Origin of the sequence: Flavobacterium sp. YO64, assembly GCF_004119505.1 — a bacterium.
GTDB lineage: Bacteria > Bacteroidota > Bacteroidia > Flavobacteriales > Flavobacteriaceae > Flavobacterium > Flavobacterium oncorhynchi.
The window spans coordinates 39,591-65,841 of the sequence record NZ_NRQV01000016.1 but is presented as its reverse complement, the minus strand read 5'-3'; the positions used below and the strand labels follow the sequence as shown (position 1 = coordinate 65,841).

At 32.7% G+C, this 26,251-nt stretch carries 21 protein-coding genes; 13 read left to right on the top strand and 8 right to left on the bottom strand.

What is annotated here, in order from left to right; all coding sequences use genetic code 11:
• Positions 1-36: 36 nt before the first annotated feature.
• The 9 genes from atpA to BOW57_RS13055 all read left to right on the top strand — a co-directional run bounded on the left by atpA (position 37) and on the right by BOW57_RS13055 (position 10,073).
• The gene (atpA, locus tag BOW57_RS13095) at positions 37-1,614 is read left to right on the top strand and encodes a F0F1 ATP synthase subunit alpha (RefSeq protein ID WP_089053558.1); all 1,578 of its coding nucleotides are present in this window, start codon (positions 37-39) and stop codon (positions 1,612-1,614) included.
• Positions 1,615-1,706: 92 nt separating this feature from the next.
• Positions 1,707-2,567, top strand: a complete 861-nt coding sequence (gene atpG / locus BOW57_RS13090) for an ATP synthase F1 subunit gamma (protein ID WP_089053559.1) — start codon at positions 1,707-1,709, stop codon at positions 2,565-2,567.
• A gap of 393 nt (positions 2,568-2,960) precedes the next feature.
• Complete coding sequence (locus BOW57_RS13085) at positions 2,961-3,407, top strand: GNAT family N-acetyltransferase (RefSeq protein WP_129054844.1); 447 nt, start codon at positions 2,961-2,963, stop codon at positions 3,405-3,407.
• A 91-nt stretch (positions 3,408-3,498) separates the two neighbouring features.
• On the top strand, positions 3,499-4,956 hold the full coding sequence (locus tag BOW57_RS13080) for a lipopolysaccharide biosynthesis protein (RefSeq protein ID WP_129054842.1): 1,458 nt from the start codon (positions 3,499-3,501) through the stop codon (positions 4,954-4,956).
• A 30-nt stretch (positions 4,957-4,986) separates the two neighbouring features.
• On the top strand, positions 4,987-5,421 hold the full coding sequence (gene dut / locus BOW57_RS13075; RefSeq protein ID WP_074660083.1) for a dUTP diphosphatase: 435 nt from the start codon (positions 4,987-4,989) through the stop codon (positions 5,419-5,421).
• A 140-nt stretch (positions 5,422-5,561) separates the two neighbouring features.
• A complete protein-coding gene (locus tag BOW57_RS13070; RefSeq protein WP_129054840.1) occupies positions 5,562-6,578 on the top strand; it encodes a sugar phosphate nucleotidyltransferase in 1,017 nt (338 codons plus the stop codon).
• Between the two features lie 51 nt (positions 6,579-6,629).
• Complete coding sequence (locus BOW57_RS13065; RefSeq protein WP_129054838.1) at positions 6,630-7,976, top strand: lipopolysaccharide assembly protein LapB; 1,347 nt, start codon at positions 6,630-6,632, stop codon at positions 7,974-7,976.
• A 13-nt stretch (positions 7,977-7,989) separates the two neighbouring features.
• Positions 7,990-8,769 (top strand): DUF4292 domain-containing protein, encoded by a 780-nt coding sequence (locus BOW57_RS13060; protein WP_129054836.1) that lies wholly within the window; start codon positions 7,990-7,992, stop codon positions 8,767-8,769.
• Between the two features lie 23 nt (positions 8,770-8,792).
• A complete protein-coding gene (locus BOW57_RS13055; protein ID WP_089053563.1) occupies positions 8,793-10,073 on the top strand; it encodes a murein hydrolase activator EnvC in 1,281 nt (426 codons plus the stop codon).
• A 197-nt stretch (positions 10,074-10,270) separates the two neighbouring features.
• Here BOW57_RS13055 and BOW57_RS13050 read toward each other — a convergent pair whose 3' ends face one another.
• Positions 10,271-10,690 carry a CBS domain-containing protein gene (locus BOW57_RS13050; protein WP_129054835.1) on the bottom strand — a complete coding sequence of 140 codons (420 nt, stop codon included), beginning with the start codon at positions 10,688-10,690 and terminating at the stop codon, positions 10,271-10,273.
• Positions 10,691-10,920: 230 nt separating this feature from the next.
• On the opposite strand from BOW57_RS13050, the gene rbfA reads away from it, so the two are divergent.
• The 4 genes from rbfA to BOW57_RS13030 all read left to right on the top strand — a co-directional run bounded on the left by rbfA (position 10,921) and on the right by BOW57_RS13030 (position 14,785).
• Positions 10,921-11,313: a 30S ribosome-binding factor RbfA gene (gene rbfA, locus BOW57_RS13045; protein WP_089053565.1), complete on the top strand. Its 393-nt coding sequence runs from the start codon at positions 10,921-10,923 to the stop codon at positions 11,311-11,313.
• Between the two features lies 1 nt (position 11,314).
• Entirely contained in the window at positions 11,315-12,514 is a 1,200-nt protein-coding gene (locus BOW57_RS13040; RefSeq protein WP_129054833.1) for an ABC transporter permease, read from the top strand.
• A gap of 172 nt (positions 12,515-12,686) precedes the next feature.
• On the top strand, positions 12,687-14,114 hold the full coding sequence (locus BOW57_RS13035; protein ID WP_089053567.1) for an MATE family efflux transporter: 1,428 nt from the start codon (positions 12,687-12,689) through the stop codon (positions 14,112-14,114).
• Between the two features lie 62 nt (positions 14,115-14,176).
• Positions 14,177-14,785 carry an N-acetylmuramoyl-L-alanine amidase gene (locus BOW57_RS13030; RefSeq protein ID WP_129054831.1) on the top strand — a complete coding sequence of 203 codons (609 nt, stop codon included), beginning with the start codon at positions 14,177-14,179 and terminating at the stop codon, positions 14,783-14,785.
• Positions 14,786-14,883: 98 nt separating this feature from the next.
• Here BOW57_RS13030 and dusB read toward each other — a convergent pair whose 3' ends face one another.
• The 7 genes from dusB to BOW57_RS12995 form a co-directional block, all read right to left on the bottom strand.
• Entirely contained in the window at positions 14,884-15,876 is a 993-nt protein-coding gene (gene dusB, locus BOW57_RS13025; RefSeq protein ID WP_089058965.1) for a tRNA dihydrouridine synthase DusB, read from the bottom strand.
• A gap of 145 nt (positions 15,877-16,021) precedes the next feature.
• Positions 16,022-17,317 carry a phenylacetate--CoA ligase family protein gene (locus tag BOW57_RS13020; RefSeq protein ID WP_129054829.1) on the bottom strand — a complete coding sequence of 432 codons (1,296 nt, stop codon included), beginning with the start codon at positions 17,315-17,317 and terminating at the stop codon, positions 16,022-16,024.
• Entirely contained in the window at positions 17,314-18,981 is a 1,668-nt protein-coding gene (locus BOW57_RS13015) for a C45 family peptidase (RefSeq protein ID WP_129054826.1), read from the bottom strand. The genes BOW57_RS13020 and BOW57_RS13015 overlap by 4 nt, the downstream gene beginning before the upstream one ends.
• 6 nt (positions 18,982-18,987) lie before the next feature.
• Entirely contained in the window at positions 18,988-20,505 is a 1,518-nt protein-coding gene (locus tag BOW57_RS13010) for an NAD(P)/FAD-dependent oxidoreductase (RefSeq protein WP_129054824.1), read from the bottom strand.
• 1 nt (position 20,506) lies between these two features.
• On the bottom strand, positions 20,507-24,184 hold the full coding sequence (locus BOW57_RS13005) for a 1-acyl-sn-glycerol-3-phosphate acyltransferase (RefSeq protein ID WP_129054822.1): 3,678 nt from the start codon (positions 24,182-24,184) through the stop codon (positions 20,507-20,509).
• 374 nt (positions 24,185-24,558) lie between these two features.
• Positions 24,559-25,746 (bottom strand): DUF2062 domain-containing protein, encoded by a 1,188-nt coding sequence (locus BOW57_RS13000; protein ID WP_129054820.1) that lies wholly within the window; start codon positions 25,744-25,746, stop codon positions 24,559-24,561.
• An 18-nt stretch (positions 25,747-25,764) separates the two neighbouring features.
• Entirely contained in the window at positions 25,765-26,250 is a 486-nt protein-coding gene (locus BOW57_RS12995; protein WP_089053575.1) for a hypothetical protein, read from the bottom strand.
• Position 26,251: the final 1 nt, after the last annotated feature.

Below are 26,251 nucleotides of genomic sequence, written 5' to 3'. Positions count from 1 at the left end.
TTATTACACATAAAAGTGTCTAAATTATAAATTAAGATGGCGGAAATCAAACCTGCTGAAATTTCAGCAATATTAAGAAAGCAAGTAGAAGGTTTTGAATCTGGTGCTACGCTGGAGGAAGTAGGAACAGTACTTCAAGTTGGAGATGGTATTGCTCGTGTTTACGGGCTGTCTAATGTTCAATATGGTGAGTTAGTAGAATTTGATAACGGTATGGAAGGTATCGTATTGAATCTTGAAGAAGACAATGTTGGTGTGGTACTTTTAGGACCATCAACAGGAATTAAAGAAGGATCTACTGCAAAAAGAACTCAACGTATTGCTTCTCTTAAAGTAGGTGAGCAAATGGTAGGACGTGTAGTGAACACTCTTGGTTTTCCAATTGACGGAAAAGGACCAATTGGTGGAACATTATATGAAATGCCTTTAGAAAGAAAAGCACCTGGTGTTGTATTTCGTCAGCCAGTAACTGAGCCATTACAAACTGGAGTAAAAGCAGTAGATGCTATGATCCCAGTAGGTCGTGGACAACGTGAGCTTGTAATTGGTGACCGTCAAACAGGTAAATCAACTGTTTGTATCGATACAATCTTAAATCAAAAAGAATTTTATGATGCAGGAAAACCTGTATTCTGTATATATGTTGCAATTGGACAAAAAGCTTCAACTGTAGCAGGAATCGCAAAAATGTTAGAAGAAAAAGGAGCAATGGCTTATACAGTTATCGTTGCTGCAAATGCTTCTGATCCAGCTCCAATGCAAGTTTATGCTCCTTTCGCGGGTGCTGCAATTGGTGAATACTTTAGAGATTCAGGTCGTCCAGCACTTATTGTGTATGATGATTTATCTAAACAAGCTGTTGCTTACCGTGAGGTTTCTCTTTTATTAAGAAGACCACCGGGACGTGAGGCTTATCCTGGAGACGTTTTCTACTTACACTCTCGTTTATTAGAGCGTGCTTGTAAAGTAATTGCTGATGATGGTATTGCTAAAAGCATGAACGATTTACCAGATTCTATCAAGTCTATCGTAAAAGGTGGTGGTTCATTAACTGCATTACCAATTATCGAAACTCAGGCTGGTGACGTTTCTGCATATATCCCAACAAACGTAATTTCGATTACTGATGGTCAGATTTTCCTTGATGGAGATTTGTTCAACTCTGGAGTTCGTCCTGCAATTAACGTAGGTATCTCTGTATCTCGTGTTGGAGGTAATGCTCAAATTAAATCAATGAAAAAAGTTTCTGGAACTTTAAAATTAGACCAAGCTCAATTCCGTGAATTAGAAGCTTTCGCTAAATTTGGTTCTGACTTAGATTCTGTTACATTAAACGTAATTGAAAAAGGAAAAAGAAACGTTGAAATCTTGAAACAAGGTCTTAACGATCCTTATACAGTAGAAAATCAAGTAGCTATTATTTACGCTGGTTCTAAAAACTTATTAAGAAACGTACCTGTAAATAAAGTAAAAGAATTTGAAGCAGATTTCTTAGCTTACTTAAACAGTAAACATAAAGATACGCTTAACGCGTTGAAAGCTGGAAAATTAGATGACAACATTACTGATGTTATCGAAAAAGCAGCAAAAGAAATTTCAGCAAAATATATCTAATTAGAGAATTCGTAAATTAGATAATTAGAAAACATCTTAAGAGACTTTCTAATTATCTAATTTTCAAATTGTCACATTTTTTTAATCGACAAATGGCAAATTTAAAGGAAATCCGTAATAGAATTACTTCCGTTTCATCGACGATGCAAATTACATCGGCAATGAAAATGGTTTCTGCAGCAAAGCTTAAGAAAGCACAAGATGCAATCACTGCGATGCGCCCTTATGCCGAGAAATTAACGGAGTTGCTGCAAAATCTTTCTGCTACACTTGATGGTGAAGTTGGAGGAGATTACACAACACAACGTGAAGTAAAAAAAGTATTACTTGTTGCTATAACTTCAAATAGAGGTTTATGTGGAGCATTCAATGCAAATATTATTAAAGAAGTTAAAAATCGTGCTGCTTTTTATGCTGGAAAACAAGTAGATGTTTTTCCTATTGGTAAAAAAGGAAATGATGTACTAAGTAAATCTTTTAAAGCACACGGTCACCATAATGCAATTTTTGACCATTTAACTTTTGATAATGTTGCTGGAATTGCTGATAATTTGACTGAGAAATTTTTATCAGGAGAATATGACAGAATCGAATTAATCTACAATCAGTTTAAAAATGCTGCAACACAAATCGTTCAAACAGAACAATTTTTACCGTTAGCTCCAATTAAATCTGATGCGCCAGTTTCTGCTGGAGATTATATTTTCGAACCTTCAAAAGAAGAAATTGTTTTGACTTTGATTCCTAAGTCTTTAAAAACACAATTATACAAAGGTATTCGCGATTCATTTGCTTCAGAACACGGAGCACGTATGACAGCTATGCACAAAGCAACTGACAACGCAACAGAATTAAGAAACCAATTAAAATTAACGTACAACAAAGCACGTCAAGCTGCTATTACAAACGAAATCTTAGAAATCGTTGGTGGAGCAGAAGCTTTAAACGGATAATTTAATAATGAAATACTAAAAGAGCCGACAAATAATTGTCGGCTCTTTTTTTGTATAATAGTTTTGTATTTTCTAGTCAGCTTATAAAATGGTGATTCTCAATTTACCCTAAAAATTGAGAACCATTACCATTTTATAAAATTATTGAACAGATTTATCACCTCTGTCTGCTTTGTCTTTTATGGGAACAAACTAGCTTTATTAGTCCCGATGCTTTGCTTTTTTAGGGTTGCGTTGTAGCTTTTCTCATTCCCTGTATTACAAAGTTATCAAGAAGACTCCTAGAAAAATTACAAGATTTTTTCTCTTTATTATAGATTTAACATGTTTGCTTTTTATCTTATTATACAGAGAGCAAAAAAAATAAGTATTTTTGAGGTCTATTTATATATTATGAATTTACAAATACGTGAGCTTACTTCGATTGAAGAAATATTGGACCAAATCGATACGATGAGATTTCTATACCCAATGATTACGGTAGAAAAGTATAAATCGTTTCTCCTTGAGATGGTGCCTCATAATTATATTCAAATTGGTGTTTTTCAAGATGAAACTTGTGTAGGACTTACGGGCTGTTGGTCTGCTACTAAATTGTGGACAGGAAAATATCTCGAGATAGACAATTTTGTTGTAAATCCAGAATACCGTTCTAAAGGAATAGGTAAATTATTAACTGATTTTATAGAACAAAAAGCGATAGCTTTAGGCTGCAGCAGTATTGTTCTGGATGCTTTTACAGGAAATTTTGGAGCTCATCGTTTTTATTATAATCAAGGATACAATCCAAAAGGGTTTCATTTTGTAAAAATATTAGACGAAAGTAAAATAACTAAATAAAATAATAGTTAAGCTTTTATTGAACCTTCAAAAGCATTATTAAACCAAAGAATTGGTTATTTTTGTTTCACGAACTTTATTACAAACTATTTTGGGATTATATAAAAATCTATTCAAACAAACTGCGATTTATGGACTGGCAACGGTTTTACCCCGAATGCTTAGTTTTTTACTGGTCAGATTATATACAGGTATTTTGCCAACGGCTGAATATGGTGAGGTTTCGATTGTTTTGTCTTGGATGGTTTTCTTTAACGTAGTACTTTCCTACGGAATGGAAACGGCTTTTTTTAGATTTTACAGCGCAGAAGAAGACAAGAAAAATGTAATTGCAACCTCTACAATATCAATATTTTGGTCGTCAATAATCTTCTTATTTGCTGCTTTAATATTTAGAAATACCTTGGCAGCCTGGGCAGAAGTCGATGTGCAGTATATTACCTATTCTGTTTGGATTTTAGTTTTAGATGCTTTAGTCTTAGTGCCATTTTCTAAGTTAAGAGCCAATCAGCGTCCAATGGTGTATGCGGCTATTAAAATTGGAAATGTTATCATTAACTTATTGTTGAATATTTTCTTTTTGATTTATTTACCAAAACTTGCTGCGTCAAATCCAAATTCAGTTTGGGATAACTTATATGTAGAAAATTTCCAGATTGCCTATATTTTCATTGCCAATCTGCTGGCAAGTTTGGCCACGTTTATAGTGCTTTCACCAAATTATATGTCACTTGGTCGAAAATTTGATCCTGTACTTTGGAAAAAAATGATGAAATACGGCCTTCCAATTTTGGTAGCAGGTTTAGCATTCGCCGTTAATGAGCATTTTGACAAAATTCTGTTAGGATATTTATTACCAGAGAATCTTGCAAAATCTGAAGTTGGAGCTTATTCTGCCTGTTACAAATTAGGCTTGTTTATGGTTTTGTTTGCAACAGCTTTTAGATTAGGAATTGAACCGTTCTTTTTTAGTCATGCAAAAAATGAAAATGCTCCCCAAACATATGCAGTTATTACAAAATACTTTGTGATTTTGGGTTCGCTGATTTTGCTAGGTGTAATTGTTTTTGCAGATGTTTTAAAATATCTTCTATTAGATAACAAATCTTATTGGGAAGCCATGAAAGTGGTGCCATTAATTATTTTGGCAAATTTCTTTTTAGGAATCTACAACAATTTATCAGTTTGGTATAAACTTACCGATAAAACAAAAATTGGAGCCTACATTTCGATAGTTGGCGCAATAGTAACATTAGTTTTAAACTACTTTTTAATTCCAAAATACAGTTATTACGGATCAGCGATTGCTACTATTTCAGCATATGGAAGCATGATGTTAATTTCGTATGTTTTAGGAAATAAATATTACCCGATACCATACGATATGAATAAAATATCGGCTTATTTAGGAATTTCGATTGTGTTTTCGGCAATTTCTTTTTATGGCTTTAGAGAAAATTATTTCGTTGGCATCCCACTGCTTTTAGGCTTTATGTACTTTGTTTATCATAATGAAAAAGAGACTATTAAAGGAATCATGAAAAAGTAGAAGTTACTTTTTAATTATTTAAAATATAAAATGAAAATACAAATTATCAATAAATCACAGCACGATTTACCTAACTATGAAACTATTGCTTCTGCAGGAATGGATTTACGAGCTAATTTAACAGAGTCAATTACATTAAAACCTTTAGAAAGAACGATTGTAAAAACAGGACTTTTTATCGAATTGCCAATTGGTTATGAAGCGCAGGTAAGACCAAGAAGCGGACTAGCGGCTAAAAAAGGAGTTACCGTTTTAAATTCTCCCGGAACAGTTGATGCTGATTATAGAGGAGAAATAGGGGTAATTTTAGTAAATTTATCAAATGAAGAATTTGTAATCGAAAATGGAGAACGAATTGCACAATTAATTATTGCGAAACACGAAAGAGCTGAATGGATCGAAGTCGAAGAACTTTCTGAAACTTCAAGAGGTGAAGGCGGTTTTGGCAGTACAGGAGTAAAATAGTTTTTCATTATATAATTTAGAAGCATATTAGTTTCCAGCACTTTTAAAGTAAAATGAAAAATTTTAGTAAAGAATCTTCCAAAAAAAATTAAACCAAATAAATGAAGATTTAAATCTTCCCGAAACAAATAAAAACAAAAATGAAAATAATCGTTCCAATGGCTGGCCGCGGATCTAGACTTAGGCCACATACTTTAACTGTTCCAAAACCATTAATTCCAGTTGCAGGAAAATCAATTGTACATCGTTTAGTCGAGGATATTGCCAAAATTTTAAAAGAACCTATTGAAGAAGTCGCTTTTATACTAGGAGATCCTGCTTTTTTTGGAGATGATCTTGTAGCAAGTTTAGAAGATTTAGCAAAAGGATTAGGAGCAAAAGCATCTATTTATCGACAAGATTTGCCTTTAGGAACAGGTCACGCTATTATGTGTGCAAAAGAATCTCTTTCAGGCTCTGCAGTTATCGCTTACGCGGATACTTTGATCAGAGCCGATTTTGAATTAGATCCTGAGGCAGATGCTGTAATTTGGGTAAAACAAGTAGAACAGCCGGAAGCTTTTGGTGTAGTAAAATTAAACACAAATAACGAAATCATAGAATTGGTTGAAAAACCAAAAGAGTTTGTAAGCGACTTAGCGGTTATTGGAATTTACTATTTCAAAGAAGTTAGTGATTTGAAAAATGAACTTCAAGGCGTTTTAGATAATAACATTCAAAACGGTGGAGAATATCAAATCAACGATGGTATTAAAGCTATGATGGCTAACGGAAAAGTTTTTAAAACAGGAAGCGTTGATGAATGGATGGATTGCGGAAATAAAGATGTAACTGTTGAAACAAATACCAGAATGCTGGGATTTTTACATAACGATGGTGAACATTTAGTTGACTATGATGTAAAACTAGAAAACTCAACCATCATTCCACCTTGTTATATTGGTGAAAATGTAGTGCTTAAAAATGCAACAGTTGGTCCAAACGTTTCAATTGGTAAAGGATGTCACATAACGGATAGTGCAATTAAGAACAGCTTAGTGCAGACTTATTCTCAAATAAAAAATGCAAATTTAGACAATGCAATGATTGGAAATCATGTAAGTTACGATGGTAAATTTACCAGCATCAGCATTGGAGATTATTCTGTTTTAGAATAAAAATAAGTTTCAATAGGTTCTTTTTGGTTTAAAAATGAAAATATAAAAAGAATGAAAAAAGGCGTTTTAATAATTTTATTTTTCGTTTTGCTTGGCAATTCAAATACGGTTTTGGCTCAAACTGAACCAGAAGATATTGCTATGGCAACAGATGATTATCAAGATGCGTTTTATGAATCTTTAAAACAAAAAGGAATCGAAAATTATGATAAAGCAATAGCATCATTAGATAAATGTATCAAATTAAAACCTAATGATGCTGTTGCCTATTTTGAATTAGGGAAAAATTATCTGGCGCTTAAAGATTATAAAAATGCGCAGGAAGCATTTGAAAAAGCCACACAATTAAATCCTAAAAACAAATGGTATTGGTTAGGAATTTACGATGTAAGTTATGAAACCAAAAATTATCCGCTGGCAATCGAAACGATTCAGAAAATTATGGTTTTTGATGAAGAGTATAAAGACGATTTAATATCGTTGTATATGATCACAAACCAATTTGATAAAGCTTTGACTGCTATTAATGAAATGAACGATAAGTTTGGGAAATCTGAAGATCGTGAAAGATATAAAATTCAGATTTTATCGCAGGGAAAATATCAGGATGCTGCTATTACCAATTTAATAGATCAGATTAAGAAAAACCCAAAAGAAGAATCCAATTACGTTAATTTGATTTTTTTATATTCAAAAGCTGAGGAAACCGACAAGGCATTAGATATAGCAAAACAATTATCAAAAGAAATTCCAGATTCAGAATGGGCACAGGTAAGTTTATTCAAAGTATATCTAGACGCCAATCAAGCAGAAAAAGCGATTAAGGCGATGAATATAGTTTTGTCAAGTTCAAAAATTGACTCAAAAATGAAACATCGCACGTTAAATGAGTTTTTGATTTTTGTGACTAAAAATCCTCAGTATGCACCTGATTTAGAAAAGGCAATTGCATATTTTGATAACGATAAAGAGATTGATGTTGCAAAAGAAATTGGCAAATTTTATCATGGAAAAGGACAATTTGAAAATGCAATTAAATATTACGAGAAAGATCTAAAAACAAATTCAGAGACAGATCGTGAGACTAACCTGCTTTTGCTTGATGCTTATACGCAGGCAAAACAATTTGCACCAATGACAAAAAGAGCCATGAGCATGATAGAAGTTTATCCGAGTCAGCCTCAATTTTATTATTATGCAGGATTAGGAAATAATCAGCTGAAACAATTTAAAAACGCAAAAACCGTTTTAGAAATGGGACTTGATTATGTTGTTGATGATAAAAAGCTCGAAGCAAATTTTAATATTCAACTTGGTGAGGCTTACAATGGATTGGGAGATGCTAAGAAAAAAGAGGAATACTTTTTGAAAGCAAATGAGTTATTAAAACAAAAATAATAAGGAGAATAAAATGAAAAAATATATTGTATTAGTATTGATGTCTGTTTTTATGATTTCATGTAAATCAAAACAGGCAGCGGTACAAAACAACACTGTAGTCGAAACGATTACAAAAAAAGATAAAAAGGCAATAGAGAAGCATTACGAAAACAAACTAGATTTTTCGACTCTCTATATAAAAGCTGCTGCGAAGTATGTAGATGATAAACAAAGTCAAAACGTAACTGCTGAAATAAAAATTGAAAAAGACAAACAGATTTTAGTAAGTGTTCGATTTTTAGGAATTACAATGGCAAAAGCCTTGATTACGCCAACCGCAGTAAGCTATTACGAAAAAATAAACAGTACTTATTATGAAGGTGATTTTAGCAGTTTGAGCAAATGGCTTGGAACTGAATTAGATTATAATAAAGTGCAGAATTTATTAATTGGAGAAGCTTTTGATGATTTAAGAAAAGGAGAGTATACGCAGACAATTGTAGAAAATCTTTTTCGTTTAGAAGATGAAAAGGATGAAAATATAAAAAAGGCATTCTATTTAGATCCTGAAAAATATTTGCTGCAGAAAGAAGAAATCACACAAGCATCTGAAAACAGAAAATTAGAAATTAATTATTCTGACAGTAAAACTTTTGCACAAGGAACAATTCCAACAACACTTACAATTAATGCTGTGCAGCCAAAAGGAACAACAAACATTAATTTAAATTATAACAATATTTCGTTTAACGAGGAACTTTCTTTTCCGTATAGTGTACCAAGCGGTTATAAAAAAGTTTTAATTAAGTAAATTTGCAAAAAGAAAAAAGAAACATGCCAAAATTTCTCCTCAGCCTAATTTTTATTTGCGCCACAACTTTTATGTGGGCGCAAGATTCACAGCAAGAAAAACTTGAACAGCGTAAAGCGCAGATTCAGCAAGAAATTAGAGATAATGAAAAAATGCTGCAATCAGTAAAGAAAAAAGAAAAATCGGCTGTAAATGTGTTTTTAATTCAGGCGAATAAAATCAAATTAAAAGAGAAATTAATCAATACTACCGCAAAGCAGGAAAAACTGTTGAGTAATGATATGTATATTAATCAAGTTAAGGTTAATAAATTAAAAAAGGAGCTGGAAGTTTTAAAAGCAGATTATGCTAAGATGATTTTAAAATCGTACAAAAGCCGTTCTGAGCAAAGTAGAGCAATGTTTATTTTGTCTTCAGAAAGTTTTTTGCAAGCTTATAAAAGAGCTCAATATTTAAAACAATATACGAATTTTAGAAAAAATCAAGGTTTAGAAATCGAGTCTAAAACGGCACAATTAGTTGATTTTAATGCAAAGTTGGACGGGCAGAGACAGGTTAAGAAAAAAATTATTGCTGAGAACGAAAAGGAAAAACAAAGTTTAGAAGTTGAGAAAAAAGAACAGCAAAAATTAGTTAACTCAATTAAAAAAGATAAGAATAAAATTATTGCTGATACAAGAGCAAAACAGCAAGAATCGAGAAGAATCGACGCTAAAATTAAAGAACTTATTCGTGAACAAATTAGATTAGCGAACCAAAGAGCCGAAGAAGAGAGACGTAGAAGAATTGCAGAAGGTAAAGCCAGCGAAGCAGAGAAAGCAGAGGCAGCAGCACCTAAAAGTTATTCATCGGATAGAATTGCATTAACACCCGAGGGTAAAATTTTAGCAGCCGATTTTAAAGCAAACAGAGGAAAATTGCCTTGGCCGGTAGAGAAAGGATTCATATCTCTTGGTTACGGAGACCAACCGCATCCATTGTATCCGTCATTGACTGTTCATAATTCAGGAGTAGAGATTACTACTGAACAAGGAGCAAGCGCACGCGCGGTGTTTGAAGGAGTGGTATCGAAAGTGATTGCCTTATCTCCTGTAAACAGAGCTGTTTTTATTCAGCATGGAGATTTCTTTACCGTATATCAAAATCTAAGCTCTGTATCTGTTGAACAAGGTGATAAAGTAAAAGTGAAACAAGTTATTGGAAAAGTTAGAACTAGTGGAGACACTGGTAAAACAATTATTAAATTCCTGATTCTTCAAAATACATCAAACAACAATCCAGAAGGATGGCTGCAAAATAGATAATACAGCAATTAAAAATTTTAGAATATAAAATTTCCTAAAGGATTAAGTTTAAAAAAGTCGTTTTCGTCAGCATGCTGATGAAAACGACTTTTTTATTGTTTGAATTATTTAGATTTTAAAGTAAAGGAGAATCCTGGATCGAGATCATAATTGAAGGATTTTGAATAAGAAGCTCTTTTTTGTGGTTTCCATTCACTTTAATCATATTGTTCTAAAAAATATTTAATAACATCAGTTGTTGTTACAATTCCTTTCAGTTCTCCATTGTCTACAACAGGCAGAGCATGAAAATCTTCTTTTGCAAAAACCTCCGCTAGATCTTTAATAATAGTATCAGAAGGTAGAGTTCTTGGTTTTGAAGTCATAACCTGCGAAATGCTGAGCATATCTAAGATCGCTTCATCAACACCTTCTTGTCCGTCAAACAAAGCACCAAAAGTCAATCGATTAACATCTGTCCGGCTTATAATACCAACTACCACTTTGCCATTAACAACTGGAATATGTCTAATCGAATTCGATTTTAGTTTTTCTACTACTATTCTTAAATCGTCATTTTGATTTACAGTCACTACGCTTTTAGTCATAATGTGACTAATTGGTTCTCTTTTTTTCATAATAGATAAGTGTTAAATTTATATCAAATATGTAAAATAATTCCGATAATGTTTGTGACATTTATCAGCTTTTAAATCAAAACAAATGATTACCTATAATAGTTAAAATTTGAGGATATTCTGAAAATGAATACTAGAAGTGATCGTTTTTTGAGAAATAGATTTGTAAATTCATTCTTAAGTTAATTCGAAATTGCATCGATTGAAATTAAAAATAGTATTTTTGCACTATGGAAACAAATAGACAGAAAAAAATAGGCAGTGTAATCCAGAAAGATCTGGTTGATATTTTGCAAGGTGAAGTGAGAAAAAATGGAATTAGCAACTTAGTAATTTCAGTATCCAAAGTTAGTGTTACTTCAGATTTATCTGTGGCGACAGTATATTTAAGTATTTTTCCACAAGAAAAAGCCAAAGAAACTTTAGAAGGAATAAAATCAAATACTACCTTAATCAAACATGATTTATCACAGCGCGTTCGTTTGCAATTACGCCGTGTGCCAAATCTAGTTTTCTTTATTGATGACTCTTTAGACTATATCGAGAAAATAGACAATGCTTTAGCAAACAGAGAGAATCCAATTGAAAACCGTGATCTACTAGAAAAAAGAAGAAAATCATAAATTGAATTTCCCCCTTTACATAGCCAAACGATATATTTTCAGCCGAAGTAAAAATAACGCTATCAATATTATCAATCGTATTGCCAGCATGGGAATTGTTGTTGGCACAATGGCTTTGTTTGTGGTGTTGTCCGTTTTTAGCGGATTAAAAGTTTTTAGTCTTTCGTTTACAAACGAAATAGATCCCGATTTGAAAATGACAAGTACTTTAGGAAAATCATTTTTTATTTCTAAAGAACAAGAAAATCAGCTCAAAAAAATTGAAGGAGTTGCTTCTTATACCAAAATTATCGAAGAACGTGTTTTGTTCTTATTCAAAGATAAACAGCACGTTACCTATTTAAAAGGTGTAGACAGTGTTTATCCTGTAGTAAACGATATTAAGAAAAAATTATTTAATGGGCAGTGGCTTAGAAGAGACTCTTATCAGGTAGTAATTGGATATAGAATGGCACAGGATTTCTCAATGGGAATTCTTGATTTTGAAAATCCGCTGCAGATATTTGCACCAAAACCAGGAAAAGGAGCAATCGAAAATCCAAATGAAGCCTTTACAAAAACAGATGTATTGCCTGTTGGAGTTTACTCAATCAGTGAAGATTTAGATTCAAAATATGTATTTGCAGATTTAGGTCTTACTCAGGAATTATTGATGTATAAACCCAATCAGATTTCAGGTATCGAATTTAAACTGAAACCAAATGCAGACGAAAGTGCCATTACAAATCAACTAAAAAATATTTTTGATAACAAAGTCACTTTAAAAAACAGAGCACAGCTTAACGAGTCTTTATACAGAATGCTCAATACTGAGAACATTGTAGTTTATTTGATTTTTACTCTCGTAATTGTTGTAGCACTTTTTAATTTAGTGGGCGCTTTAATTATGATGATTTTAGAGAAAAAAGGAAATCTAAAAACCCTTTTTAATCTTGGAACAGAAATCAACAGTCTTCGAAAAATATTTTTACTTCAGGGAACGCTGTTAAGTATTTTTGGAGGATTATTGGGTCTTGCTTTAGGTATTATTCTAGTAGTGCTGCAGCAAAAATATGAGCTCATTATGCTTACCGCAACTTTGGCCTATCCAGTAGTATTTACAGTAGAAAATGTACTTATTGTTTTAGGTACAATTGTTTCTCTTGGTTTTGTAGCTTCATTAATTGCCAGCAGCCGTGTAAGCAAAAAGTTGTTGGATTAATATATTTCTCTAAAAAATATTACTTACATTTATTGCTTTAAAAATCTACAGCATATGATTGTTTCTGCCTAATCCTAATTTTATTTTTTAGAATAATTAGGATACTTACGTTTTACTTTCTTAGTTCAGATTATTAACATCTGAGCAAATTTTATCATTTATCCTAAATATCATGACAGAAACAGTTATAAAGAAAAGTTTATTTTCTAAAATTTTCACCACCCTAAAACAAGCCTTACAAGGCGACGAATCTTTTGATTATACATCTGGAAGTATTAAGAAAGCCGTAATTCTATTAGCCATACCAATGGTTTTAGAAATGATGATGGAATCGGTTTTTGCTTTAGTCGATTTGTATTTTGTTGGTCACTTAGAACACAGCAGTTTTGCAATTCAAACGGTTGGATTAACAGAGTCTGTATTAACAATTATATATTCTCTAGACATCGGATTAAGTATGGCAGCGACCGCAGTTGTGGCAAGACGTATTGGAGAAAAAGATCCTGTTGCTGCTGCAAAAGCCGGAATGCAGGCTATAATTATTGCATTTGTACTAAGTGTTTTTATGAGCATTTTTGGAATCATCTATGCCAAAGATATTCTTTTATTCATGGGAGCTTCTGTTGAAGCTGCTGAACATGGGTTTAGATACACTCAAATAATGATTGGCTCAAGTTTATGCATTACATTTTTATTCTTGATAAACGGGATTTTTCGTGGTGCTGGTAATGCGGCAATCGCAATGAAAAGCCTTTGGATTGCTAATATTTGTAATATTATTTTATGTCCAATTTTAATTAATGGTTTCGGATCAATTCCTGCTTTCGGATTAGTTGGTGCGGCGATTGCCACAACTTTAGGAAGAAGTATTGGGGTTTTGTATCAAATTTATCATTTGTTTTATGGAAATGGAGTTTTAAAAATTAAAATCTCCTATTTAATTCCAGATTTCAAGCAGATAAAAGCTTTAGTGAAAATTGCTGCTCCAGGAGTTTTACAATTTGTAATTGCTTCATGCAGTTGGATTTTCTTGGCACAGCTAGTCGCTACAACAGGAGGCGATCATGGTTCTGCAGGTTATCAAACCGCATTGCGAATTATGATGTTTTTTATTCTGCCTGCTTGGGGATTGAGTAATGCTGCAGCAACTTTGGTAGGACAAAATTTAGGAGCCAAACAAATTGAACGCGCCGAAAAATCAGTTTTTACAACTGCAAAATACAATTTGGTTTTTATGGCTTCTATTACAATTATAACATTAGTTTTTGGACAGTATATAATTTCATTTTTCACCAATGACGAAATAGTAAAAACGGTTGCAGTCGAAGCTTTGCAGATCATGTGTATTGGTTTTGTCTTTTACGGAATTGGAATGGTTTTAATAAATACCTTTAATGGAGCAGGAGATACGTGGACACCAACAGGAATTAATTTCTTCGGATTTTGGTTGTTTCAAATACCATTAGCATACATACTTGCCAAACATTTTAACATGGGACCAACAGGAGTTTTCATTGCAATTCCAGTTGCAGAGACCGCAATAACATTGGCTGGAATCTTTTTCTATAAAAGAGGAAAGTGGAAAAGAGTTCAGGTGTAAAATTTATTTGTATACTTTTTCTTAAAAAAATACGTTAAAATTTAGTAACCAAAAACTATATTATGAAAAATCGAATTAAATTTTCAGCGCTTTTAGGAATTTTAGGATTAGTAGTGATTTTTTCGTTTAAACCATTAGAGGAGAAAAAAACAATTGTAATTGATGCCGGTCATGGAGGAAAAGATCTTGGTGCCGACATGTATGGATTTCAAGAGAAATTGATTACGGAAACAATCGCAAAAAAAATTAAAGCATTAAATAAAGATAGTAACATTGAAATTATTTTACTTCGAGATAGTGATCGTGAGATAGAATTGAGCGAGAGAGTTACTATAATCAATAATTTAAAACCAGATTTAGTTGTTTCTCTGCATGTTAGTAAAAGTATGAATATGAGTGTAAACGGAGTAGATGCTTATGTTCCATCAAATGAGAAGTTTCATGAAAAATCAAAAGAAAGTGCAGTTATTGTAATTGATAAAATGACTGAAGCCGGAAATCTCACAAAAAGAAGAGTTTCTGAAGCACCTTTTTATATACTAAAAAATGCTAGCTGTCCTGTAATGACATTGCAAATTGGATTTTTATCGAATGAAAAAGATCGCGATTACATTACCAGCGAAAAAGGACAGACAGAAATCGCACTTAATATTTTAGAAGCTGTAAAGTAAAAAATGATTATACACTCAAAAAAAAGACCTTCAATATTGAAGGTCTTTTTTGTATATCAGATCTTTATTAGAGTTGAAAACTTTGACAAAGATTATATTTAAACAAATTCATATCCTGCGTAAACCTGCTCGATTTCTTTCATAATTGCGAATAAATCTTCAGGAGCATCTGTTGTAACCAATTTTTGTTTGAATTCTTTAAAAGAATGAATTCCCTTGAAATAGTTGGTATAATGACGACGCATTTCTACAATTCCTAAACGCTCGCCTTTCCAATCCATAGACCATTGTAAATGATTTCTCGCCGCTTCAACACGATCAATAACTGTTGGAGCAGGTAAATGCTCGCCCGTTTTAAAATAATGCTTAATTTCATTAAAAATCCACGGATAACCAATTGCAGCTCGGCCAATCATAATGCCGTCAATTCCGTATTCGTTTTTATATTTTAAAGCCTTTTCAGGATTATCGATATCACCGTTTCCAAAAATAGGCATTGTAATTCTTGGGTTGTTTTTTACACGAGCAATATGCGACCAGTCAGAGTGGCCTTTGTACATTTGAGCACGAGTTCTAGCGTGAATCGTTAAAGCTTGAACACCTATATCTTGAAGCCTTTCAGCAACTTCATCAATATTAATCGAGTTTTCATCCCAGCCCAAACGCGTTTTTACCGTTACAGGCAAATCAGTGCTTCTAATAACCGCTTTTGTCAAACGAACCATCAAATCAACATCTTTCAAAACGCCGGCTCCAGCACCTTTACAAACTACTTTTTTTACAGGACATCCAAAATTAATATCGACTAAATCAGGTTTTACCGTAGAAACAATTTTAGACGAAAGCGCCATTGCTTCCTCATCACCACCAAAAATCTGAATTCCTACAGGACGTTCGTAATCAAAAATATCCAACTTCATTCTACTTTTGATAGCATCACGAATCAATCCTTCTGACGAAATAAATTCCGAATACATCATGTCAGCGCCGTGCGTTTTGCATAATCTGCGAAACGGCGGATCACTCACATCTTCCATCGGAGCAAGCAGTAAAGGAAATTCGGGTAATTCTATGTTGCCAATCTTGACCATCTTCATAATTTTTTGCAAAATTACAATATTTAGTTCAATTAAAAAGATTCTAAGTTTCTAAGATGCTAAGGTTCTGAGTTTTTTATCCTTATTTAATATTAAAAAAGAAAAACTTAGAACCTTAGAATCTCAGTGTCTTAGCAACTTAGAACGAAGTTCTGTAATCAAAAAACCGAATTGGTTTGCGGCTCATTGGGTTAAAAACCAAAGGGTTTAAAGTTTCTTTTGAGGCGAATTCTATTTTTGGAGTTACTCTTAATTTAGCTCTAAAATGATCTTTTATTTCCTGCAAAAATTCTGGAGTTTGATTTTTTACAGCAATTTTTATTACGATTTCATCGGTGCCTAAATCGTTTGTCGAAATTTCAATAATATGATTTTCGATATTATCAAAACAACTTAGAACGTCGTTCATTGCCGGCGGATAAAGCGTTGTGCCTTTGTATTTAATCATTTGTTTTTTTCGTCCTAAAACAGGACCAACACGCAAAGTGCGTCGCCCGCAGGCGCAAGGTTCATTATGAAGCTGTACAACATCGCCCGTTTTAAAACGCAGTAAAGGCATCGCTTCAATACCTAAAGTAGTAAAAGTGAGTTCGCCTGTTTCGCCATTTTTTACTGGCAGATTGTTTTCGTCCAAAACTTCAACAATTATTAATTCTGGATGATGATGACCGCCTTTACCGTGTTCACATTCTGTAAAAGCCGTACTCATTTCAGTAGAAGCATAAGTCGAAAATAACTTAATATTCCATTTATCCGTAATTTTTTTAGACAAAGTATTCATCGAAAAATCCTGATCTCTCAGCGATTCTCCAATACAAATGGCGCCTTTTACACTAGAATTATTATAATCGATTCCGTGAATTTCGGCATATTCAATTAACTTCAATAAAAACGAAGGAACCGTAATTAAATAACTCGGATTGTATTTTAAAATCGAATCCCATTGCATTTCTGGAATTCCGGCACCAACACGAATAACGCCTACTTTTAGTTTTCTAAGTCCCAGAAAATAAGCCAAACCAGCCATAAATTTTCTATCGATTGTAGTCATCAACTGTACAACATCGCCTTCGGCAATTCCTGCGCAGGCAAAAGAAATAGCTTCATTATAAGCCAATCGGTCTAAATCAGAATCAGTTAAACCAAAAGTTACAGGATCGCCTAAAGTACCAGAAGTAGAGGCGTAGTCGATAATTTTGTTTTGCGGCACACATACAAAATCATCATTGTACTGTTGTAAATCTTCTTTTGTAGTAACAGGCAAAAATTGTAAATCTTCGAGTGTTTTAATTTTCGAAATATCGATATTCTGTCCAGCAAAAAGTCTTTTGTAAAAAGGTGAATTTTGACTGATATATTCTAAAAGTTCGGTAAGTTTTTTTTCTTGAAAAATTTTAATTTCTTCTAAAGAATCTTTTTCTATTGCTGGAATCATTGTAGTTTTCTTTTGATCTTTTTTAAATATTTTTCAATTTTTTCTTTTTCAGGTGCAGTGGTGATTTCTTTCGTTAAAGCTTTTTCAAAATTAAGCTTTGCCTGTTGAAAATCTTTTATTTGGTAAAAGTACAATCCTGGCTTATAATATACAACCCAATAATCAGGGTTTAAGGATTGGTAATTTTGAATAAATGCAGCCGAAATATTTTCTTTTTTTTCAAGCAGAGCATCTATTTTATGATCTTCAATTCTAAATTTTTTATAATTCTCGTAAGCTGTAGTTTTAAGAAAAGGATCTTTGGGAATGTTTAAATTTTCTAGTTGAAACGAAACCAAAGTATCTGTTTTTCGATTATTAAAAACAGCATCTAAATTGTAGCAGACAAATTCGCCTAATTGATACGGATTTGCAGAGACCCAGACTAATTTTTCTTTGGGTTTAAAAATAATTCCGTGATGTGCCATAAGCTGATTTAGTGCTTTTTCTGAACCATAACCAAGTGGAATATTTTTTAAACCGTTTTTATTTCGAAGAATTTCAGAGGCAATTTCAGGATTTATTTTTGGGTTTTCAGATAAAAGTTCCTGCATTCTTTCAAATCGATATTCAGAATGGCTGTTGGCGATTTGAGCTTGATTTCTTTTGTCATTTTTAAAGGCATCGCCTTGAAAATGATTCGAACAAATTAATTCACTGCTGTTTGAAACGTCGTAAACATCCATTTTTTTGGGAGAAACTTCGATTAAAACTGCTTTGTTATCATTTGCACTTCCTACCATTATAGATTCAGAAACAAATACTTTTCTTTTTTTGGCAATCGCAATGGCTTCGTCTATAGTTGCTGCATGTTGTAAAATTTCTCGAGTAAGAATCGAAATTGGTGTTTTGGCAATTAACGGAATTTTTGATTTTGATGCATTAATTGTAATCGTTAAACCTTCTTGGTTCATTCCAGAAACCGCACCAATCATTCCCGGCCAAGTAATCATCATAAATTTATGACCTTCTTTCGGATTTATGAATGCTATAATTTTATTTTCCGCGAAAGCGTCATTTACATAAAAATCAAAATTTCGTCCAAGAATTAAACTTCCGTCTTCGGATTTGTCATTCCAAGCAGCAAAAGAAGAGCAGCCGACTAAAGCTAAATCTTGAAGGGCGTGACCAATATCGTGTGCAGCATGTAAATACAAGCCGCGTTGATATTTGGATGCAATATTATCGAACTCATGCGAAGTATATTCTGAAACGCCAAAGATTTCCGTTTGATATTCTTCAGGAACATTCAAATATAATTTTCGATTGTACCATTTTAAAAAATGACGAAGCATTTTCTGCTCAAAATTTGATGGAATTAAATCGGTTATTTTAGAGAAAAAAATCTGTTGTTGTTTTTTTAAAAGCGAATCTGTCAAGGCGCCGGTATTTAAACCAATTTCCAGCGGATCGCCTTCGGTATATAATTCCCAAAGACCTTGTTTGTTCTTTAAAAGAGAATTTTTTCCTGAGATAAAAACAGAGTCAGAAATTTTTTTGACAACTGGTTTTTCCGAATTATATCCCGAAATTTCGGGTTGATGGTGCATTGATTTTGATGTTCCGCAAGAAACAAGCAATAGTAGAAAACCGATAAATAAAAAAAATGAGATTCGGTTTTTCATGATTCTTTATTCAGATTCTTTGTTGATTTTGGTAACCAAATATTCTTTACCAATAATTTCAGAGCAGGTTGAAACGGCGCCAATTGTTACACCCAACACTCCGTGCATGTTTATGCTTTGACCCGTAAGATACAAATTATCCAATTTGGTTTTTGCAGGGATTAATGTTTTCATCGGATTATTAGAATCTTTAACATATCCGTACATATTTCCGTTGTAGCCGCCAATATAATCACGATAGGAAAGCGGCGTAGAGGAATGAATCGATTTGATACAATCTTTAATTCCTGGAAATTTTAGTTCAATTTCATCTAAAAATTTAGCCGTTTTTCTCGCTTTAAATTCTTCATAACTTTCCCCTCGATCGCTTTTTTCGGCAGTTGTATTAAAAGTACCGCTCCAAGGAGCCATATCTTCATATTTCATGTAGGTAATAAACGTCATTCCGTCAGCCCAGATTTCATCTTTTTTTGAGGCATTCATCGAAGCCATAAAACCTTTTGGCCAAGAATCATCATCATAATCATGCGCAGTCCATACTTCGCTGCTTTTTTTGAAATGATAGAAATTATGATTGATATATTTAAAAGTTTGGGGTTTAAAAACCAAATACAAACTAAAAGCCGAAATGACACCTTCAAGACTTTGAACTCTATTAACAAACGCTTTTCTAAAGTTTTCTTCACCAGCCATTTTCAAAGTTGTCTTAGGTTCAATATTTGAAATAAACCTTGAGCCAAAAACTTTTGTTCCGTCTTTTAATTCTACAAATTCAACTTTGTTGTTTTCGACATGAAATCGAGTAACTTCTTTGTATTTGTAAAATTCGCCGCCGTATTTTTTAAGCTGTTTTAAGAGTTGTTTTGTAATCTGGCTTCCGCCGTTAATGCATCGCCATGAACTTTGAATGTATGAGTTTATCGAAAGAGCATGTACATAAAATGGCGATTTGTCTGGAATTCCAGCATATAAAAAATTAGAGCCTGCAAGAACCGCTTTTAATTTTTCATTTTGTGTGCATTCGTCAATCGTTTCTTTGGCATTAAGCGCAAGAATTTCGTTTTCATATTTTCCTTCCCAATTTAAATTGTAAAGCGGAAAAGCGTCGCAGATCGACTTTAGTTTTTCGCAGTATTTATCAATATTGGCTTTTTCTTCAGGAAAAAAGGCAGTCAGCTGTTTGGTGAAATTATCATATCCCTGCGCATGCGGGTATTCGTTTGGATCATCTTCAAAAGAAATCATATCGTAACAGTTATCATCTAATTTTTTCAAATTTAGATGCTTCATAATACCGATATAATTAAAATATTTATAGAGATTTTCGCCTTTATCTAAGCCTCCGATATAATGAATTCCTGTATCAAAAATAGTTTTATCACGAACAAAAGTCTGCAGATTTCCGCCGTATTGATTGTTCTTTTCGAGCACACAAACGCTGTAGCCTTCTTTAGCCAAAATTATAGACGAAACCAATCCGCCTAGACCACTGCCAACAATTACTACATCGTAATGCTCTTTCATCCTATTTTTTCTTTAACACAATTATAGCATTCTCTTCAGCAGTAATTTCAAAACCAGCTGCAATCAATTTAGTTTTTAAATATGGACAGTTAATTAAAATTATTGCTGTGCTTAAAATGATTTTTTCAAAAGCTGCAACATAACTTTCATCAGAAATTAAAAGAATTTCATGTTGATTTTCAAATGCTGATTCTAATGGATCAGAATAAAATATTTTTCTCTTTTTAAGGAAATAATTCGTTTTTGCAACAGCCAATTTTTCTTCATCATTTATAAATGAAAATACCTTTCGCTGTGGTTCTTGCAAAGTCAATAAAACATCGAGCTGCCCATAATCATTTGCAAGATGTAATACTTTAGCTTTAGAATCAATGTATTTATTTAAGTTGTAATAGGTTTCTAAATTCTGATTTAGATCTTTTTTTACACTTTTGCCAATCTCAAGTTCTTTATAATCATAGCTGTTAATGAGCATTGATTTGAAATAAGCAGGACCTTCGAGCTGTTGGCGAATTTTACGATATTCAGCTTTAAAGAAAGAACTGATTTGTTTGGTACGTTCGACATAATTATTTCCAAAAGAATTATTTTCGGGAGTAATTCGCTCTAAAATTGAAACGGTAAGCGTACTGCGATGAATTACAAAATCGCCTTTTGGAATCGCTTCTGAGGCGCCATGAATTACAACGGGAATAATAGCTAAATTAAATTCTTGAGCAAGAAAGAAAGCGCCTTTATGAAATCTTTTTACGACATTGTTTTCAGAACGTGTTCCTTCTGGAAATACCATCAAAGAGTAACCTTCTTCTACTTTTTTTCTCAGATGTTCCACGCCGCCCTCAAGACCTTCAGAAACAGGATAAAAACCTGCTTTTCTAACTGTTCCGCCAAATATAGGAGAGTTGTAAACCCAGTCGCTTACTAGAAAAATAATTTTTGGACTCAGCATTCCCATTGCCAGAATATCTATAAACGAAGAATGATTTGCGATTATAACAGCTGGCTTATCAAAAGTTTCATTAAAATTATTGATGACTTTTTTGTGAATAAATGGGTTTGAATACAATACGGATTTCATAAATTTTGAAATCACATATCTAAAACCTTTCATTTTTGTTTTTTTGCTCAGCGGTAAAATTGGCATTATTATAAAGCTGAAAATCGACATTAAAATGCCGCCCATACCATAATAGAAAAACGAAATTACACCATGAATAAAAGTGCGCAATTGAAAAGGAGGATTTCCGTTTTTTGGTCTATTCGACAAAAATAATTTGAACAGTATAGGATAAAAAATAAATGTAATAATTAAAGCTGCAAAAACTCCAATTAAAGAAACGGAAGAAATAGATCGCAATGCTGGATGTTTTGCAAAAATCATCGCGCCAATTCCTAAAATGGTTGTAATTACCGCCAGAATAATTGAAGTTCTGTAAATGGCAATTTCATTTTTTCCTGACGAATATTCTTTTTGTAAAGCACTTGTCATGAAAATACTAAAATCAACACCATGACCAAAAATCAAGGTGCAGACAATCATGCTGAAAATATTCATTTGAATGCCGAATATTCCCATAATTCCAGCCGTAACAATTCCCGTTAAAGCAATTGGAATACAGCTGATAATTACTAATTCGATTCTTCGGAAGAAGAAAAATAAAATAAAAATTACGGCAACAAAAGAATAATTTACAAGCGAATTAAAATCAGTTTTTAAAGTACTGAAAAAGGTTTCATTCATTTGCTGACGATCAATCGCAATGATATTGTCTTTGGCAGAAGTTGATTTTACAAAAAGATCACGTTGTTTTGGGGTAACTTTTACTAAAGTTGAAATCGTACAAAAACCATTTTTTTCGGTTACAAATTCTTTTAACTGAAGTGCTTGAACTTTTAAATAATCTGAAATAGAAATTGGTTTAAAATCAAAATCTAAATGATCAAAAAAGATCGAATACGTTGTTGGTTTAAAGCCAAGTTTTGAGCCTTCGGAAATCAATTGTGATTTTAAATTTTCTTTTTTCTCAGCATTCCAAAATGAATTCCATTTTTCAATTTTCTCTTTTTGCGCTTGCTGCGAAAGTACAATGCCGCCAATTGAACTAAAATTTATTATTTTATCTTGTTCTTTTTCATTCGATAAATCTCCAAAAAGCTTGTTGTTGTTTTGTAATACTTGCTCCATACTTTTTCCGTACGAGGCAACATAAATGGTTTTTGAAGTTAAACTTGTGCTTTCTTCCAATTGTTTTTCGGCAGCTTTAATGTCTTTTGGAACAAAATTTAACTGTGATAAATCGTTATTGAAACCAACATTATTATAAGTAAAACAACAAACGATTGTTATTATAACACACAGTCCAATCAGGATTTTATTATTATGAAAGGAGAAATGCGCGAGTTTATCAATCGCATTTTTTTTATGTTCGAAATTGTCTTGTTTTGGATTATACAAATGCGGAATAATCAAAAGAGAGAAAACTCCAGTTGCCATAACGATAACAGCAGCAAAAATTCCAAGATCATTTAAGGCATCAGATTTTACAAAAAGCAGACATAAAAATGCAACGGCAGTTGTTGAACTGCTCATAATTACAGGCATCGTAATGTCTTTGTATAATGTTTTAATATCGCTGTTGTGTTTGTAATGCGTAAGAATGTGAAGCGAATAATCGATCGTAATTCCTAACAAGATTGATCCAATTCCGAGTGAAATAGCTGAAATTTGTTCTTTCACAAAGTATAAAAAGGCAACGGCAAATAAAGCTCCAAAAACGGTTGGAAGAAAAATAATAAGCGGAATTAATATTTTTCTATAAAACAATATCAGAATCAACATTAAGGTAAACATCGCAATTGATGTTGTTAAAACAATATCGCTTTTAATTTGTTTCGCATTGGCAGCCGCAATTAGAGCGGAACCAAAATAACTCACAGAAGTTTTTCCTTTAAACTGCTGATTTAAATTTTCTTGAATTGATTTAAGTTTTTCGGCAAAAATGGAGTTTTTTTCAGTTTCACTTGATGAAATATCCGAGGTTATAAAAAGCAGTAAATTCTTTTTATCCTTTGTCATTACAAAACCATTATCGAGTGTAAAATCATCGCCAATATTTAATTGCTGTAATTTTTTTAACGCGATAAAAGAAATTCCAAGTGGATCCTGAAGAATAAAATCTTTGGTAATAAATCCGGATGGAGAAATAATCGATTTGTAATTTCCTTGTACAGTTGCCGCAATGCTGTCTTTTTGCAGTTTGTTTTGAATAGCAGTATAATCGTTGTCATCTAGAAAAAGAGGTAGATTATTGTAAACAAAATCAATGGTTTCTTGAATATTTTCTTCGTCTATTTTTCCTTGAATTCCAGTAATGTATGGTTTGCAGGATTTAGAAACGCTGTCTGAAAAAACAGCAGCCATTTCTTTCAAATCATCTTGCGAACCGTTTTTTTCGAGTTTAAAAATAACGGTTGTTTTATCAGCAAAATTTAGTTGTTTTAAAACTTTTGCAGTTGCATCGGCTTTGTCGTTTGCAGGGATAAGTTTGCTGATGTCTTCTTCAAACTTAATTTGTGAAGCAAAAAAGCCAAATACTAATAGCATTAAAACGGCCAAAAGAACCGATAAAGATTTTCGTCGGTTTACAAATAAATGAATGGCGTAGAAGTATTGATGCATAATTATTGTTTATTGTTTTTTTGCCACAAATTTCACGGATTAAAATGATTTTAGTATCTGTGTCAGTTTGCCACGAATTTCACAAATTTCCACGAATTAATATAGCAGAGATAGTGTAATTTTTTTTAGCCACAGATTAAAAGGATTAATAAGGATTCTAATCTGTGTCGGTTTGCCGCGAATTTCACGAATTTCCATTAATTAATATAGCAGAGATAGCGTAATTTTTTTTAGCCACAGATTAAAAGATTAGCTTTAGTTTGTCACCCTGAGCGAAGTCGAAGGGCGTTCCAATTGGACGTGGGCTTCGACTTCGCTCAGCCTGACAAATTGGATGTAAAAATCATTTTAATCCGTGTAATCTGTGGCAAACCTTACTTAATATTCGTTTTGTTCTTAGAACTAAAAGCACTTAAAAGCAAATAACTTATAAAGCCAGATAATAGTGCCGAAACGGATGCTAAAATAAGACTTCCTGCGATATATTGTGTAGCATTTTTTTGAATATCATCAAACGTGACAGAACTATCTAAAACTAAAGTGTCATCTCCTGCTACAAAAAAACTTCCCATTTTTAAGGAGCCATATATGACAAACGGAATGAAAGGCGGGAAACTTACATTTGAAGCTAGATAAGCAATGACTTTGTTGAGCCTGAATAAGGCTGCAAAAGTAAAAAGCAGTACGGTTTGAAAACCCCAAAAAGGTGAGATACCAATAAAAACTCCTAAAGCAATTGAGGCTGATTTTATGAAATTAGAATCATTGCTTTCTAAAATATCCTCAAGAAAGAATTTTTTAAAGCCTTTTTTTTTTGCTCTTCTAAAAAAATCTCTCGGTTTAATGTATAAAAGGGCGTTGATTACCAAAACGGTATTTAAAATACTGATTCGGGTAAAATCTCTAAAGGGGCGAAAATGCGAAACACGTTCTGCAGGATCATATAAAACTTGAATTGGAATATTTTTAACTACAATTCCTTTCCAAGCGGAACGAACAATTACTTCAATTTCAAACTCAAATTTATTGGTGTAAAATTGTTTCGGAATTAATTTTAAAGGATACAATCTAAAACCTGATTGTGTATCTTCAAGTACAATTCCGGTTTCAAACTTAAACCAGAAATTCGAAAATTTATTTCCAAAACTACTTTTCTTAGGAACATTTTCCTGAGTCATGTTTCGGCTTCCAATTAAAAGTGAATTGGGTTCTTTTTGAATTGCATCAATAAAAGCAGGAATATCAGAAGCAAAATGCTGTCCGTCTGAATCAATCGTAATTGCATATTCAAAATTTTGTTCGATTGCTTTTCTAAAACCATTACGCAGCGCTCTGCCTTTTCCTAGATTTTTAGGATGATGAATTTGAGTTAGGTGATGATATTGTTTTAGAATTTCGTTTGTTTGGTCAGTCGAACCATCATTAACAATAATGACATTTGAGGTGAAATCTAAAATAGAATCCAGCACTTTTTTCAATGTTTTTTGATTATTGTAAGTGGGTACAATAACACAAAAAGAAGTTGAACTGAGCAGGTCTTGCTGAGATAATATAGGTTTCATTGGGAGTTGTTCTTGAGCTTATTTTACAAACTGCTTCTCCTTGTCAGAGAAACTTTTAGATTGTAAAACAAAGTCCTTTAGATATAGTTTTAAAGCCGTATTTTGCTCGGCATAATGAGCGGTAATAAAAGCTTTATCTTCTTTAATATTTTTTTTGTAGCCGGTAATTCCAGGAACATCTTCCTGAATACTTAAGCGAATCATTCTAATTTCGATATTGTTTGGATCACTTTTTATCGTCGCTTCCAGCAATTTGGCGCCTTCCTTAAAACGATCCATTTTGTCTCTCAATTTTTTCTCGAATTTTGAATCTAATAAAATAGATGCCGCTTTGTAAGCCACCAAAATTTTATCATCGTCATTAGAAACACCAGAAAGTTTCTGTGTAAATTCTTTTGCATTAGTTTCTGATTTTGCAACATCAGAATACATTTTTCGGATAGAAGCCAGATCAGGAGTTCCAACAAAATTTATCCAAAGAAGCAATGATATAAGTAATTTCATA

Excerpts from the sequence above, each read along its gene's own strand:
- dut (WP_074660083.1), top strand. The coding sequence starts at position 4,987 with ATGAAAATACAAATTATCAATAAATCACAGCACGATTTACCTAACTAT.
- BOW57_RS13030 (WP_129054831.1), top strand. The coding sequence starts at position 14,177 with ATGAAAAATCGAATTAAATTTTCAGCGCTTTTAGGAATTTTAGGATTA.
- BOW57_RS13065 (WP_129054838.1), top strand. The coding sequence starts at position 6,630 with ATGAAAAAAGGCGTTTTAATAATTTTATTTTTCGTTTTGCTTGGCAAT.
- BOW57_RS13005 (WP_129054822.1), bottom strand. The coding sequence starts at position 24,184 with ATGCATCAATACTTCTACGCCATTCATTTATTTGTAAACCGACGAAAA.
- BOW57_RS13020 (WP_129054829.1), bottom strand. The coding sequence starts at position 17,317 with ATGATTCCAGCAATAGAAAAAGATTCTTTAGAAGAAATTAAAATTTTT.
- BOW57_RS13070 (WP_129054840.1), top strand. The coding sequence starts at position 5,562 with ATGAAAATAATCGTTCCAATGGCTGGCCGCGGATCTAGACTTAGGCCA.
- BOW57_RS12995 (WP_089053575.1), bottom strand. The coding sequence starts at position 26,250 with ATGAAATTACTTATATCATTGCTTCTTTGGATAAATTTTGTTGGAACT.
- dusB (WP_089058965.1), bottom strand. The coding sequence starts at position 15,876 with ATGGTCAAGATTGGCAACATAGAATTACCCGAATTTCCTTTACTGCTT.
- rbfA (WP_089053565.1), top strand. The coding sequence starts at position 10,921 with ATGGAAACAAATAGACAGAAAAAAATAGGCAGTGTAATCCAGAAAGAT.
- BOW57_RS13000 (WP_129054820.1), bottom strand. The coding sequence starts at position 25,746 with ATGAAACCTATATTATCTCAGCAAGACCTGCTCAGTTCAACTTCTTTT.
- BOW57_RS13055 (WP_089053563.1), top strand. The coding sequence starts at position 8,793 with ATGCCAAAATTTCTCCTCAGCCTAATTTTTATTTGCGCCACAACTTTT.
- BOW57_RS13035 (WP_089053567.1), top strand. The coding sequence starts at position 12,687 with ATGACAGAAACAGTTATAAAGAAAAGTTTATTTTCTAAAATTTTCACC.
- BOW57_RS13010 (WP_129054824.1), bottom strand. The coding sequence starts at position 20,505 with ATGAAAGAGCATTACGATGTAGTAATTGTTGGCAGTGGTCTAGGCGGA.
- atpG (WP_089053559.1), top strand. The coding sequence starts at position 1,707 with ATGGCAAATTTAAAGGAAATCCGTAATAGAATTACTTCCGTTTCATCG.
- BOW57_RS13015 (WP_129054826.1), bottom strand. The coding sequence starts at position 18,981 with ATGAAAAACCGAATCTCATTTTTTTTATTTATCGGTTTTCTACTATTG.
- atpA (WP_089053558.1), top strand. The coding sequence starts at position 37 with ATGGCGGAAATCAAACCTGCTGAAATTTCAGCAATATTAAGAAAGCAA.
- BOW57_RS13050 (WP_129054835.1), bottom strand. The coding sequence starts at position 10,690 with ATGAAAAAAAGAGAACCAATTAGTCACATTATGACTAAAAGCGTAGTG.
- BOW57_RS13060 (WP_129054836.1), top strand. The coding sequence starts at position 7,990 with ATGAAAAAATATATTGTATTAGTATTGATGTCTGTTTTTATGATTTCA.
- BOW57_RS13085 (WP_129054844.1), top strand. The coding sequence starts at position 2,961 with ATGAATTTACAAATACGTGAGCTTACTTCGATTGAAGAAATATTGGAC.